Source organism: Methanosarcina sp. (genome assembly GCF_049706645.1).
GTDB lineage: Archaea > Halobacteriota > Methanosarcinia > Methanosarcinales > Methanosarcinaceae > Methanosarcina.
Window position 1 is genome coordinate 1 of record NZ_JBNAKP010000043.1, and the last position, 14983, is coordinate 14983.

Consider the following 14983-nt stretch of genomic DNA (forward strand, 5'->3'; position numbering starts at 1 on the left):
ATGGTTGGTCCAATGGACTCCGGAAGGCTCCCAGGCTGGATGGAAAAGAACTGGCCTCCAAAATAATTAATCAGGAACACAATTTAAATATGAATATTCCGTGTCTTTTTGACACGGAAGTTTCTTCTTTTTTAAGTTAAAATTATACTTTTCTGCTGAGTTCGATAATTTTCTATTGAGTCAGGTACTTTTTTGTTAAGTTAGCTATAGCTCTTCAGTAGATTCAGTCTTTGATTCTTAGCATCTTACTCCAATTTCAGTAAAAAGGATTGGTTTTGATTTCTGCATTCATCGCCCTTCAAATGGAAAGTTGGCAGGTGAAAAATAAGCAAGAAGAATAAGAACTTCCAAGTCTTTTAATTCTAGCAATAACACAGGTCTTCTTCGTTTTTGCAATTTTCTGAATATTGCTATAAATCAGGCATTGTCGAAAGTGTCTGTAGTACTAATATCCAATGGAACATTACTATCTCATATCGCATTTTCTTTTGAACAGGAAATCTTGTTCAATGTAAGTTTAATCTTCTTCTACATATATATAATATCAGCCAGATAAAAATAAAGGGGCAATAATCAAAAGGACTGAAATCAGGGATTTTGATGACTAAAGTAGAGATTTATTATTTTTCAGGAACCGGTAATTCGCTATATGTAGCAAAGGAATTACAAAAAAGACTTCCAGAAGCAAATCTGATCCCAATTGTAAGTCTCTTAAATAAAGATGTCATAGAGACCAGTGCGGATACGGTAGGTTTTGTATTTCCTATTCATGGTATGACTATTCCTATCCCTGTAAAGAAATTCATTAAAAAACTGGATTTAAAGCCAACCAGATACATTTTTGCTATAGCTACACGAGCCGGCACCCAGCATATAGCATTCATGGAAATAGATAACATACTGAAAAAAAGAGGTAAAAGCCTTAATTCGTATTTCACTCTGAACATGGCCTCTAACGATCCGAAATTTAAGGATTATCGTCCCTCAGTAAATGAAGAAATCGCAAAACTGGAATTTGAAGTCCGGAATAGACTCAATTCAATTCAAAAAATTATCATGAATCAAGAGAATAGCCGGGAAAAAGATTCCGAGTTCATTCCAGCCAGTCGTGGATTAGGACGTCTGGTTCGGCTGGGAATGGCTTACGCCGAATTCAATGGTGCAAAAGATTATTTTTATGCAAATTCGAGGTGTATGGGCTGCGGAAAATGTGAAAAGGTTTGCCTGTCCGGAAAAATAAAAATGATTAATAATAAACCTGTGTGGCAGGAAAATGTGAAGTGCTTTTTCTGTTACGCCTGTCTCAATTACTGTCCTGTGAAAGCTGTTCAAATTAAATCAAAAATCTATATGAAATCATACACAGAAGAAAACGAAAGATATTCTCACCCATATGCAACAGCAAATGATATTGCCGAACAAAAACAAACAAGCGATTGAATCTTGTCTTTAGAATGTAGATTCCACAATTTTAAGAATTCAAAATAAACTTATAAAGGGTTAAGAAGAAAGAAAAATATCAATTTTAAATGTAATTTCCAACAACTACTCCCAAACTCATGGGATATATTATTAGAGAACATTTTATTATCTGAATAAAATAATATTTTCGCAAACCAGTCGAGCAAACGGTATAATCTTTTTTGCTCCTAAATCAACCCTATTAAGCTCACTTCAGTATCTTTATTTGTAAATTAGTCCTCTCGAACCCAGAGTTGAGCCTCAACCGCTGAGCCACAAACGTTGCGCCGTTTGATCACGCCGGATAGGGCCTAGGGATTATAAATATTTCTCATTCACAGACTCGCCGTTTTCGATCAAGCCTTTTTTGAAAAGGTTTGCGATCAAGCCTTTTTTGAAAAGGTTTGCGATCAAGCCTTTTTTGAAAAGGTTTGCGATCAAGCCTTTTTTGAAAAGGTTTGTGAAAAAGCTTGCATTCTGAATCATTCAATCCAGTTTATTTTTGGAGAAACTTCTATGACCTTAAGTCCTGAAGATCTTAAAACAATTGAAAAATATGCTTATCAAAACGCTGTAAAATACGGGAAACCCCCCCAGCCCAAGGCTGTAATGGGCAAGGTAATGGGGGAGTGCCCTCAACTCCGATCCGACCCGAAGGCAGTGTCGGAGGCTCTTGAAGCCATTGTTGCCGAAATTGGCACAGGGAATCCTGAAACTTGGGAAGCAAAGCTTTCTGAAATTGCCCCCGAACTTATCGAAGCCCTGAGTGTAAAAAAGGAGCCTGACAAAGGCTTAAAACCCCTTGAAGGAGCAGAAATCGGCAAAGTTGTAATGCGTTTTGCCCCGAATCCCAACGGGCCTGCGACCCTGGGCAGCGCAAGAGGCATGGTAGTCAATTCCGAATACGTGAAAATATACAGAGGAAAGTTCGTCCTGCGTTTTGATGATACCGACCCTGATATAAAACGGCCCATGCTTGAGGCTTATGACTGGTATCTCGATGACTTCAAATGGCTCGGGGTTGTGCCTGACCAGGTTGTTTACGCCTCTGACCATTTCCCTATCTATTACGATTACGCAAGAAAGCTTATCGAGATGGGCAAAGCTTATGTCTGTTTCTGTAAAGGGGGAGATTTCAAGCAATTCAAGGATGCCAAACAAGCGTGCCCAGACAGGGATGTCAGCCCTGAAGAAAATCTTATGCACTGGGAGAAAATGCTTGCCGGGGAGTATGAAGACCAGCAGGCAGTGCTGAGGATCAAGACCGATATAGAGCACAAGGACCCTGCTTTGAGGGACTGGGGAGCCTTCAGGATAAGAAAGATGTCGCACCCCCGCCCTGAAATCGGGAACAAATACGTTGTCTGGCCCCTTCTGGATTTTGCAGGCGCAATCGAAGACCACGAACTGGGCATGACCCACATCATCCGGGGAAAAGACCTTATAGACAGCGAAAAGCGTCAAGGCTATATCTACAAATACTTCGGCTGGAAGTACCCAAAAACAACCCACTGGGGCAGGGTCAAGATTCACGAATTCGGAAAGTTCAGCACCAGTACCCTGAGAAAAGCCATAGAAGCAGGGGAATACAGCGGCTGGGACGACCCGAGGCTTCCCACAATCCGGGCAATCCGGCGTCGTGGAATTCAGGCGGAAGCCCTCAAGAAGTTCATGATCGAGATGGGAGTCGGAATGACCGATGTAAGCATAAGCATGGAGTCTCTTTACGCCGAAAACCGCAAAATTATAGACCCTGTTGCAAACCGCTATTTCTTTGTCTGGAATCCGGTCGAACTGGAAATAACAGATGCCGAACCTTCAGTTGCTAAGCTTCCTCTCCATCCTACTGACCATTCCAGAGGGGTTCGGGAAATTGCTGTAGGAAATAAGGTGCTTGTCTGCCTGGATGATACCGAAAAGCTGGAACTGGGTTCCGTAATCCGCTTAAAAGATTTCTGCAATATCGAAATTACCTCGCTTTCCCCGCTTCAGGCAAAACTCTCTGATATTTCTCTTGAAGCCCTTAAAAAAGCAAAAGCGAAAATTATACACTGGGCTCCGCTTGACGGAATAAATGTGAAAGTACGCGGCCCCGAAGGCGATATTAACGGAATCGGTGAGCACGGAATTGCAACCGAACTTGACAGGATCGTACAGTTCGAACGTTTCGGTTTTTGCAGGATCGATGCCGTAGATGAAGAAGAGGTTGTGGCATATTTTGCCCACAAATGATTTTGGGACAGAAAAGGGGCAGATAACTGTTCTTTTTCTTTTATCTACTTTCCGTTAATTTTTTGTTTTTTACATTAATGAGAAGGCATGGATTAATCAGTTTATTTTATTAGGATCTGCCCATTTGAAACAGTTAACGTTACCCACAGCACCTAAAATTACCCATTATCCAATTGTGAAAATGATTGAATTTTAAGACAACCTCTGGAAATAAATCACTGGTTAGAATTAACATATTATTTTCATAATTTTTCTCAGTTATCATATTAGGAAAGCAAAAATATTTTCGTCTTCAATTTCTAAACAGCTTCATTGAAGTATTTTGAATTCTTGAAGTTAATGGTAGAAATATTCAATTAAAGTTGGTCCTTTTTTAATAACTTTTTGTCGTTATATAGAGCACATTGTCTAAATTTTTATTCAAAAAAGCAAAAATATTTTATAATATAATCGGTATAAACCTTAGATGTCAACTTAGCAATTAAACAACAGATAAACGAAAGCTTTTCAAAAGAGTTGACCTGGTTAGAGGCCGTATCTAGTGAAACACCAGGTATTGACCATAATCAGTAATATCCTGTGGTCAGTAACAGATTTTGAGTGATAGAAGCCAGAACTTCTATGTCCGGCCCCACCTCCGATGACTGATCCCTATAATGTGATTGGAGAGTGAAACTCTGTGTGCAGCGTGTCCGCCCCACATAAATCGCAGAGAACCGAATTGGATAGATTCAAAATATTACGCAGACGTAATTAGAATCTTTGAATTACCGTATAGACCCGGCATAATTAGATATTTGATATAGACTCGGTCTAATTAGATAGTTCGGAAAAACATTACGAGTAACGTAATATGGAATTTTGAGAAATATCTGGGAAAGAGTATACGATTATCCTGGAGTTTTTGAGCTTACTCAAATTCGAAGTCCAATCCAGAGGCGATACGATGCTAAAAAAGAATCTAGGAACCCTATTCCTGACAGCAGGTCTTATTTTAACAACCGTATCAACTATTGGAGAAACATACTGCTATCCTGTAGTTTTTTGAGTTTGCCCAAATTCGAACTCCAACCCAAAGGTGATACGATGCTGGAAATGAAGCAGGAAACCCTATTCCTGACAGTAGATCTTAGCTTAACGGCCGTATATGCCCTGGGAAAAAATATACTCTGACCCTATAAAGTTTTTTGAGTTTACTCAGATTCCAAACTCAACCCAAAGGTGATACGATGCTAAAAAGACAGATAGGAACCCTATTCCTAGTAACATGCCTTATTTTAACAAGCGTACCCGCTGCATTAGGCGCACAGAATACAATAACTGTAAATGCGACATCTGGAGCAGATGCCCAGGCTGCAATTAATAAAGCAATAAATTCCGTGGCATCAAAAGCAACATCAAGTAACCCGGGATATGTCATCCTTGGTGCTGGCACTTATAAGATAAGTGCACCTATAATATTGAAATCTAATATAGTACTGAAAGGTGCAGGCGACGATACAATAATCTTTGCCACTGGTTCAGTTTGTAACTCAGAGGGATCATCTGCGTACGTATTCGGGTCAGGTGTTTCCAACGTTGAAGTATGTGATCTTCAATTCAAAAGTACGGCAACCGGACCTCGTGATGGTGGTCACGGAAACTATCGAAACTGCATACAATTCAGGTCTGTGAGCAATAGTAAAGTACATGACATTTTATTCACTCGCTATCTGTATAGTGATGGTGTCAGAATCAGTAAAAGTTCCGGAATAGATGTATATAATTGCAGAATGTATTCCGTAGGACATGATGGTGTAGCATTCTTATCAGGCACCAAGGATTCCAGAATGTATAACTGTGATGTTGAGGTTCAAACCAATACAGGTGTCAGGATAGACAATTGCGCAAACATTGAAGTGGACCATAATACCTTCTCAGGTAGTGCCGGATCTGGCTGGTGCTGCGTTGAGCTGGAAAATAAATTGACAAATGCGAATGTCCACCACAATATCATGCATGATTTCAAAGGATCAAGCAGCAGTGCAGGCGTTGGAAACGTTCATGCAAGCGGCTCAATTAAGGTCCATGATAACGTTATGTGGAACGTGTCACCTTACGTTCAGGTAGGATCAGGCTCAAATACACTGGGGCCATCCGATCGCAACGTTGAGAATTGGGTAGCAAAAGGGTACGGATACGGCTCTCTTGACAACTGATTCAAGAAACAAGATGGAAGATATTCAACATTCAGAGTCCTGCACATACACATAGTAAAGCAGGAAAGTACACTGTCGGCTTGACAGTAAAGAATGTGATAGGAAGTAATACGGTAATAAAGTCTGGACGTATTACGGTAAAAAGCAAGTAAATATTTTAAACTGAATTAGTAAAATAAGGTCACGGGTAAGAAGAGTGATTCTATCTAACCAGCTGACCTTTTTATCCTTTTTTCATATTTGAGAGCTTTTTTATTCACCGTGTTTAAGCAATTTACCTGCTGTCCACTTTAGTAACCTTATTAAGTTTATTCAAAACTCTAAAGTTTTTTTCACATTTTGTACCGAAATACTGCAGGGTTTTTACGTGAACCTGATTTTCTACTAATGCCTGTTTCTTCAAATTTCATCAAAAACTGAAGGAGTCTCAGGAAGCGACTTTCGGTCACTCCGGTGTGCAGACTTCCCCCAGCGTCAGGAAGATTACTCCAGTGAGAAAATTTTGAAGCTATTTACTCGTCTTTACCTGCCCTTGTAAGGAAATAAGCCGCGCCTATAGCTATAGCCACAATTCCAGATCCCGGGCCAGGCGATTCGGCTTCTCCTGAAGCCTCTTCATTTGTAGCGTTTTCAGCTGTTGGTTCCGCTGTTCCTCCGGTTTCATTTGCTGACGTTTCTGAGCCGGTTGCATTCTCCCTGTCGGCCAGTCCCTGCTCATAAGCACTGGCATTCAGGCTGCTTTCAAGGGCTTTAACGGCACTCGGGACTTTTGGGAAAAGTGGAGACTTATCGGTTCCTCCGCCTGTGATATTATATTGGGCATCGCAAATCCCGTTGCTGTTTTCATCCACACAGGTTTCACTGTAGCCTTTGCCTTCAGGGTTAGCCCAGAAGTTTCCGGCAATGTAAGGGCCCCGGACGAGGTTCTGTCTTGTCACGAGAGGGCTCTGCCAGAGATTTTCCGAGTTTACGGCTTTTTCTTCGACGTTTTCGGTATTTTTGAGGTAGTTATTATAGATAAAATTCCTGCTGCTCGCTTCAAGGGAGATTCCGGGACCGTAATTGTAGGCAATTATATTGTCCAGGATGTCGTTTGAATTGGAGCTTTCGAGCCTTATTCCTTTTTCATTAAGGGCAACGAGATTGTTGCTTATAGTATTGCTTTCGGAACCATTGAGTAGAATGCCGTATTCGGCCCCCTGGACCCTGTTATTGTTGACATAACAGTTTTTAGCCCCTGTTAGCAGGATTCCTGCTTTCTCCGAGCCTTCAATGCCAAATCCACTGAAAGATGCCCGGTCCACGCTGATTTCAACGGTGCTTTCCGAGGGGTCGGCTGCCCTTATAACTGTCTCTTCAGGCTTTCTCGAGTCCGACCAGATTCTCACCCCTTTATTTATTTTGAGGTTTTCAACATAGGTTCCAGGCTTTACAAAAATCGTGTCTCCGGCTTCTGCGGCATCTACTGCGGCCTGTATAGAGATGTAATCCCCTTCCGCTTCCGAACTTACCCTTAAATTCGAGGCCGAGGCGGCCGAGCAGGTGCAGAGAACTGCCAGAATAATCGCAAGTGCTGTCAGCTTAAAAGCTCTCAAATTCTTTCCTTTTAGTCTTCTCATATTAGTTCTCCCTTTACCGTTTCAAGCTTTCATTTCCTTTAATCAGGCTTTAGCTTTCTAGAAAAAGAAAAGTTTCCCTTTTCCAGGATTTTTACCAATTTTTAGCAAAATTTCTCTCAATACTTTACCAGAAAAGAAATTTTATCCCGAAATTAATATACCTTTGGAAATCAAAAATTCTAAACAGCTATCCTTAAATAATAGTTCACTATCCTCTACGATAAAGGAAATTAGTTTTCAATTATAGCCTTAAATACTGTAAAATCCCATAATATTCTAAAGTTTTATTGTTTTGTTATTGTCTCGAATGGAGGCCTAAAAATGGATGAGAAGATTGCGCCCCACCTTGAAGAGTTAACCAGGGCGCTTGGAGACCTTGAAAAGACTAGCATCCGGGCAGAGTTTGAGAAACTCATTGCTTTTCGCGTGCCGCCTGATGTTGCAAAAGAGAGTATTCTCCGCAAGTTCGGAGGAAAAAGGAAAGTCCTGAAAATAAAGGACCTGTCTGCTAACCTTAAAAATTTTGAGCTTACAGGCAGGATCCTGGATCTTGGGGAAAAATCAATCCGCCCGCAGGAAGGGGCTCAGGAAGGCCCTTCCAGGCTTTACACCGGAGTTCTTGCGGACGAAACCGGGTCAGTTCTGTTTTCTTCCTGGAGGGAGCTGCCAGGTTCGATCGGGGATGTTATTAACATCAAAAACGCCTATACCCGTATCTGGCAGAACCGGATCAGGCTTTCGATAGGGGAGCAGTCTCTCGTATCTAAAATTTCGGACTCTGCGCTTCCTCCCCTATCCACACTTTCAGGAAGCCAGACAAAAAAGTTAATTGACATAGGAGCTGCGGATTTTTCCGTCGACACCGTAGCCTGCGTGCTTCAGCTTTCTCACAGGGAAGTGTTAGTAAAAGGACGCGAGTCCAGAGTAATCTCAGGCGTGCTTGGGGATGAGACCGGCAGGCTGCCTTTTACGGCCTGGACTGAACTTGCTGGCATTGACATAGGAAGCATTATCCGGATCGAGGGAGCTCAGGTCAGGATGTTTAGAGGAATGCCGTCGGTCAATATCCTGAGCAGCACAAAAGTTTCCCAGGTCGGGCCGGAAGAGGCTAAAAAACTCGCATTTACCTTCGAATCCACAGCCGGAGATCCCGCTCCCCTCAAAATTGAAGAAATCGATTCCAGAGAAAGCCTGTTTGACGTAGCCGCAGCAGGCAATGTGGTTTCAGTCAGGCCCGGTTCAGGCATTATTTCCCGCTGCCCTGAATGCGGCCGTGTAATCCAGAAAGGAAGCTGCAGGGTGCACGGCAAGGTAGAAGGGATACGGGATATGCGGATCAAAGCCGTACTGGATGACGGAACAGGCTCCATGTCAGTTATGTTTCCAAGAGAACTTGCGGAAATTATCTATGGAAAAACTCTTGAAGAAGCCGAACAGTTGATGTTCTCTGATGTCTCTAAAGATGCAGTCTATGAAGATTTAAGGCGCTTTCTTACAGGCCGCTATCTTGCAGTACGGGGCAACGCTTCCAAAGGCGAATACGGAATTTCATTTGTAGCTGAAAAGGCCTGGGTACCTGAAGATGATCTTGCGGTCAGGGTAGTGGAACTGCTTCGCAGGCTCGGGCCGGATGAAGAGGATGGACAGGATACGTGTTCGCAGGTTTCCGGTGGGGGAATTGACCTTGCTTAAACGAGAGGTTGCAAAGCGGGTTTTTGCAAGGGAATTCGAAGCCTGCAGAGAACTTGAAAAATCCGCACGGTCTGACTCGGAAACCGCAGATTCGAAAATCCCGAACCTGCTTATTAGCCCGCTTGGGCTCATCCTTAATCGTGTTTTTGTGGTTGGGGTTGTCACGGAACTTGACAACATAGGAACACAGAGCGAGATGTGGAAGGCCAGGATAGTTGATCCGACTGGGGCTTTTACGGTATACGCAGGGCAGTACCAGCCTGAAGCTTCTATCTTCTTTTCAACGGTACAGGTTCCTGCTTTCATTGCCCTTACAGGAAAAGCCAGGATCTACGAACCAGAGCCCGGCTCGGTTTTTGTCTCTATCCGGGCTGAAGAGGCAAATGTTGTGGACGAGGAAATCCGCAACAGATGGGTTGTAGATACCGCAGAACAGACGGTTGAGAGGCTTGAAGCCTTCTCGGATTCCCTCGCCAGCGGATATCATGGAGAAGAACTTCGAGAATACCTTATGGAGAAAGGCGTTTCTTCCGAGCTTGCGGAAGGGATTTCCATTGCGCTTGAACGGGAACGTTCTCCCGGTGAGTTTGCAAAACTACTTCGGTCTTCCATCAGGGAGGGCCTCAAAACCCTGGATCTGGATTCAGGCGATGGTACAGGCGCCAAGGCTGACCAGAAGGAATTTGTGCTCGAATTGCTCAGGGAAATGGGTGGAAACAAAGGAGTAGATTACGCAGCTTTTATAGACGCTGCGGCTTCCAGAGGCATTTCTGAGCAGGTTGTAGAAGAGGTAATCCGTGCTCTGCTTGCGGGCGGGCAGTGTTACGAACCGAAGATAGGGATAATCAGGCTGGTAGGATAATCTTGCAGGGAAGAAAACCTTAATAAAAACAAAACGAGCAGGGTTCGCCTCTAATATGGGTGATAATGCTTAAGTGTAATCAGGTTGATTGGTATTCTCTATTAAAATTTAATGTTTCATGCTTATCGTATTTATCTGGAGAAATTGACATGAAAGTATTGGTCAGCGACTCACTCTCCAACGAAGGTTTGGAGATTTTAAAAGAACACTTTACAGTTGACGTTTCCACCGGGCTTTCCGAAGACGAGCTGGTGAAAAAAATCAAGGATTACGATGCTCTTGTAATACGCAGCGGCACTCAGGTCACTCAAAAGATTATCGAGGCTGCCGACAACCTGAAAGTTATCGGGAGAGCCGGGGTCGGAGTTGACAACGTTGATGTGGATGCAGCTACAAAGAAAGGCATTATTGTGACTAACGCTCCCGAAGGGAATATGATTTCGGCAGCAGAGCACACTATTGCCATGATGATGGCAATGTCCAGGAACATCCCCCAGGCAAACGCTTCCCTGAAAGCAAGGGAATGGAAACGCAATAAATTCACGGGCATTGAGGTCAAAGGCAAGACTCTGGGAATCATAGGGCTCGGAAGAATCGGTTCCGAAGTCGCAAAAAGGGCTTCAGGACTTGAGATGAACCTTATGGGGTATGATCCTTTTATTTCCGAAAAGCGGGCCGTCGAGCTTGGAGTCAAACTGGCTACAGTTAACGAAATCGCAAAAGCAGCCGACTATATTACAGTGCACACTCCTCTTATTAAAGAAACCAGGAATATTCTCGATGAAGAACAGTTTGCCCTGATGAAACCCGGCGTCAGAATCATCAACTGCGCCCGCGGCGGCATTATTAGCGAAGAAGCCCTGGCAAAAGCTCTTGAAAGCGGAAAAGTGGGCGGCGCAGCAATAGACGTTTTCATCGAAGAGCCTCCTTTCAACAGCCCTCTCCTGAATTATGACAATGTCGTTGTTACTCCTCATCTTGGAGCCTCCACACAGGAAGCCCAGGTCAATGTGGCAATTGATATTGCAAAGGAAGTAGTATCCGTTCTTACAGGCGGGCTTGCAAAGAACGCAATCAATATCCCCTCGGTAAAGCCGGAAGCTATGGCAGTCCTTGCCCCTTATATCAGGCTCTCGGAGATTATGGGCAAGATTGCAGGGCAGCTCGTGAATGGAAATTACGAAAAGGTAGAAATCGGGTACAATGGGGAGATTTCCGGAAAGGACACCAGGCCCCTTACAGTCTCGGCACTCAAAGGGCTGCTTGAGATGGCTCTAGGTTCCGGAGTAAACTATGTTAATGCCCCTATCCTTGCAAAATCCAGAAAGATTGCAGTCGTGGAGAGCAAGTCCGAATCTTCGGAGGAATACTCTTCAACTATCAGTATCAGGCTTAGCAGCAACGGACAGGCGAAACTGGTTGCAGGCACGGTTGTCGGGGATGAACCTAAAATCGTTGCCGTCGATGAGGACAGGGTAGACATCTTCCCTGCAGGCCGTATGATCTTTGCCAAACACATTAACAGGCCCAATGTTATCGGACCGTGCTGCCTGGTGCTCGGCAAAAACAATATCAATATCTCAGGCATGCAGGTTGGCAGGGCGGAAATCGGAGGCGTGACCATGATGGTCCTTAACGTAGACTCTGAAGTTTCTGACCCTATCCTTGATGAGGTCCGGAAAGTTGAAGGAATACTCGATGCCAAACTTGTGACCCTCTAAACTTTCCTTTTCAGGAAGGTTTTACTCCGGCAAAAGCTCAGGATGAAAAATCCTGAGCCGGAGCGTTTAAATTTTTCAAGTCTAACCTTAGACTTCTTCATCTTAAACTATTATCTTAAACTATTATCTTAAACTTCTTTATCTGAAATTTCGTTATCTGAAATTTATTTATCTCAGAGTGTTATTAAGCTATTACATTAAACTTAAGCCATCACATTAAACTCTCAGTATTATAATAGACTAATAATATACTCTTCTTGCCAGTATCAATTTTTAAGGGGTCAGTTAATGGAAGAACTTAAACGCGTAGTTTCCGTTCCTTTTAAAAAAACGCTTTCAGCTTCTCTTTCGGAAAAGGATTTTGAGTACTCCCTGGCTTTTGACCTGAAATGGTTTTCCCCGAAAATCGCCTCAAAGGTTAGGGAAAAAGCCCTTGAAGAAGGTCTTCTCTCCCTTAAAGCCGGGGCTCTTGTGCCTTGCTTTAATGTGGAAAGTATCCGGCTTCCGCATGCTTTCAAGCCGTCGGAGAATTTTCTTGAAAATCAAAAAAGCTCCGGAGGAAAAACGCAGGTAAAAGAAGAAATTTCCTTTGAGCAGGTTCTGGAATTTATTTCCGCAGATAGCGGGATAAACCGGCAGAAACTCGTTTCTGAAATTAACTCCATGCAGGACCGGCTTTCCTACCTTGTGGATATCAGAATCGTAGCACTTATCGTGGCAAAAAAGTTTGGGTGTGACATTGAAGCAATCTTCGGAAAAGTTGCCAGGTCTGTACTCAGTATCTCTTTTTAACAAAATTCTTCAATTACTCAAATAGATGGGAAGGAAGTCGCAGCTCTCTTAAGTGGTCAAAATAAAGCCAAAATGAAGTCAAAATAAAGTCAAGATGAAAGCTGCCTTCCTGGACAATATTCTTAGACAATATTCTTATAATCTCTTTAATTATTTAATTTTAAGGTGATGATTTAATTTACAGACTGAGGATTTAATTTACGGACTTTACAGATTTTTATGAATTGTTTCCATAAGTAGAGGAGCTGATAATTGTGGTGTAACTATTTCTATATATGCACCTGTTTTAGCATTATTCAGCTCTCTCATGATCTTATCAAGGTCACCGCAGGTAGTGACTTTTCTTGTTATCCAGTTATTGCAACCAAGTACTTCTGGCAACTTATGGTATTGCCATTCTGGAATATCATTATAACAGTAATCTAATTTTTTAGATAGCATTTTTTCTATCAGGTAGCCGTGATTATTCAGCACGAAGATAATAGGCTTTAGACCATAGCGGTAAAACTGGCTAATCTCCTGAGCTGTCATCTGGTGTGACCCTTCGCCCGTTATAAGAATCACCCGCCGGTCAGGTGCAGCCAGAGCAGCGCCGAAAGAAGCCGGAGTAGCCCAGCCTATTGCTCCCCAGAGCATCTGGCTCTGGAACTTAACTCCATTCGGTAAAGGTAAAGGCAGTAACCCGTAAAAGGATGAGGTAGAGTCAGCTATAATTATATCATCGGGCTTAAAAAATTCGGCGTATCTGGCGTATAAGTAGTCAGCCGTTATCGGGTCTTCAGCATTTACCTCTGGAATTGCGGGATGTCTGGCCACAGGCCACTTAATATCGGTACGCTTATCAAGCCTTCTGGTGAGCTCCTCCAGTACATCAAGCATCTGTACGTTTATGTAATCAGTATACCCGATATGGACACTGGAAGGCATGATATTGATAATTCGGGATTTATCCAGTTTTGCCGTAAACATGCCCAGATTAATATCGGATAGGATCGTGCCTATGGCAAGTATACAGTCGCAGGATTCCACAAACTCCTTAATTTCAGGATTGATAAGCTGTCCCATGTATAATCCCATATAGGAGGGATTAGTCTCGTCAAGCATCGACTTATCCAGCGCCATAGTAGCATAGGGCAAGCCTGAAGCATTAATAACAACCATAGCCAGGCCCTTGAGGCCAAAACGGTCAACAAGGAAACCCGGCATAATACAGGCTTGCTTTGCATTCGATAATTTACCTTCAATAATCGAGACCACTTCTTCAAGAGTTGCAGGATCACTTTTTACAGGCATTTTTGCCGGTGCCGTAAAGGATAAGATATCTGTATTCACATAATCGTGAGGTATTGCAATATAGACAGGTTGGCGGTTTTCCAGAGCTGCATCGATAACACGCTCGACTTCTTCAACGCAGTTTTCCGGTGTAAGTATGGTTTCCGCGCATACGACTAACGAAGCCATATCTGTAAATGTGCCGTACTCTGCGTCCCCCAGTGAGTGATGCACTATGGCATGTCTCTTCTGTACCTGCATTTTCGGCATTCCGACAATATGGAATACCGGATTGTGCTCCGCATAAGAGCCTGCTATACCGCATAATGCGGAGAGTTCACCCACTCCGAAGGTAGTACACAGTGCTGACATGCGATTAATACGAGCATACCCATCAGCAGCATAAGCGGCATTCAGTTCGTTGCAACAGCCTATCCAGCGAAGTTCCTTATCATCACATATGGCATTGTTGATAGGAAACGCAAAGTCTCCTGGCACGCCGAAAATATCCCTTATACCCAGTTGCTTTAATCTATCAAGAAGATATTGAATAACTGTCGGCATAGTAGTACCACCCGGTTGAGTTTACTTATCTCATTACATCGGTCAAGCCCGGTTTTCATCAGTTTTGAGAAGTTTGGTTACTTTTAGGCTCGAAGCGGGGCTGTCGCAGGTTCCCCAGCAGCTATCGGAACGCAGACAGAGCAGGAGTGACAGGGCTAGTTATGCAGGCTTCTTTGTCTTAAGGCCCTGATAACATGCAGTCCACCTTAGTTTTGACATCTACGTAGAAATCCGGTGGTTTCGGTGCTTGCTCACATATAAGATACTGACCCAGCACGATATTGCCCGTTCCCCCGAGATTGATCATTCCCCTAGTGATATAATTCACTTAATATTATAAAAATAGGGTTTTTTCTCAATACGTCCTGACCATCAGTTAGCTCCGAAATTGGCTTTATAATTAATAATAAACGAAAATACTGTAATAAACGAAAATGCCGGTTTTCAGTGAGCGGATTATACCGGAGTTGTGCTAGTGTATCTGCCAGTGTATCTGCTGCTTGTAATGGGACACATGCCAGCACAGCTTTATTCCGAAACGTTACGCGTTACAAGTCGATGGAAAAGAAA

General features: G+C 43.1%; 10 protein-coding genes. 7 read left to right on the forward strand and 3 right to left on the reverse strand.

Features of this window, described 5'->3' with window-relative positions; translation table 11 throughout:
* Positions 1-600 precede the first annotated feature (600 nt).
* The gene (locus ACPK8D_RS13920) at positions 601-1440 is read left to right on the forward strand and encodes an EFR1 family ferrodoxin (RefSeq protein WP_424718459.1); all 840 of its coding nucleotides are present in this window, start codon (positions 601-603) and stop codon (positions 1438-1440) included.
* Positions 1441-1779: 339 nt separating this feature from the next.
* Here ACPK8D_RS13920 and ACPK8D_RS13925 read toward each other — a convergent pair whose 3' ends face one another.
* Entirely contained in the window at positions 1780-1947 is a 168-nt protein-coding gene (locus ACPK8D_RS13925; RefSeq protein ID WP_424718460.1) for a hypothetical protein, read from the reverse strand.
* A 30-nt stretch (positions 1948-1977) separates the two neighbouring features.
* Between ACPK8D_RS13925 and ACPK8D_RS13930 the strand changes: the two genes are divergently transcribed.
* Complete coding sequence (locus tag ACPK8D_RS13930) at positions 1978-3693, forward strand: glutamate--tRNA ligase (protein WP_424718461.1); 1716 nt, start codon at positions 1978-1980, stop codon at positions 3691-3693.
* A 1229-nt stretch (positions 3694-4922) separates the two neighbouring features.
* Complete coding sequence (locus tag ACPK8D_RS13935; protein ID WP_424718462.1) at positions 4923-5891, forward strand: glycosyl hydrolase family 28-related protein; 969 nt, start codon at positions 4923-4925, stop codon at positions 5889-5891.
* 512 nt (positions 5892-6403) lie between these two features.
* Here ACPK8D_RS13935 and ACPK8D_RS13940 read toward each other — a convergent pair.
* Positions 6404-7510, reverse strand: coding sequence for a right-handed parallel beta-helix repeat-containing protein (locus ACPK8D_RS13940; protein ID WP_424718463.1), 1107 nt, complete (start codon positions 7508-7510; stop codon positions 6404-6406).
* 321 nt (positions 7511-7831) lie between these two features.
* Here ACPK8D_RS13940 and ACPK8D_RS13945 point away from each other — a divergent pair, with 321 nt between their 5' ends.
* The 4 genes from ACPK8D_RS13945 to ACPK8D_RS13960 all read left to right on the forward strand — a co-directional run bounded on the left by ACPK8D_RS13945 (position 7832) and on the right by ACPK8D_RS13960 (position 12577).
* Complete coding sequence (locus ACPK8D_RS13945) at positions 7832-9202, forward strand: Single-stranded DNA binding protein (RefSeq protein WP_424718464.1); 1371 nt, start codon at positions 7832-7834, stop codon at positions 9200-9202.
* The gene (locus tag ACPK8D_RS13950) at positions 9195-10064 is read left to right on the forward strand and encodes an RPA family protein (protein WP_424718465.1); all 870 of its coding nucleotides are present in this window, start codon (positions 9195-9197) and stop codon (positions 10062-10064) included. Before ACPK8D_RS13945 ends, ACPK8D_RS13950 begins: the two co-directional genes overlap by 8 nt.
* 149 nt (positions 10065-10213) lie before the next feature.
* Positions 10214-11785, forward strand: coding sequence for a phosphoglycerate dehydrogenase (gene serA, locus ACPK8D_RS13955; protein WP_424718466.1), 1572 nt, complete (start codon positions 10214-10216; stop codon positions 11783-11785).
* Positions 11786-12073: 288 nt separating this feature from the next.
* Positions 12074-12577, forward strand: coding sequence for a DUF2240 family protein (locus ACPK8D_RS13960; protein ID WP_424718467.1), 504 nt, complete (start codon positions 12074-12076; stop codon positions 12575-12577).
* 207 nt (positions 12578-12784) lie between these two features.
* Here the strand turns inward: ACPK8D_RS13960 and ACPK8D_RS13965 are convergent, their stop codons facing one another.
* Positions 12785-14413, reverse strand: coding sequence for an alpha-keto acid decarboxylase family protein (locus ACPK8D_RS13965; RefSeq protein ID WP_424718468.1), 1629 nt, complete (start codon positions 14411-14413; stop codon positions 12785-12787).
* Positions 14414-14983: the final 570 nt, after the last annotated feature.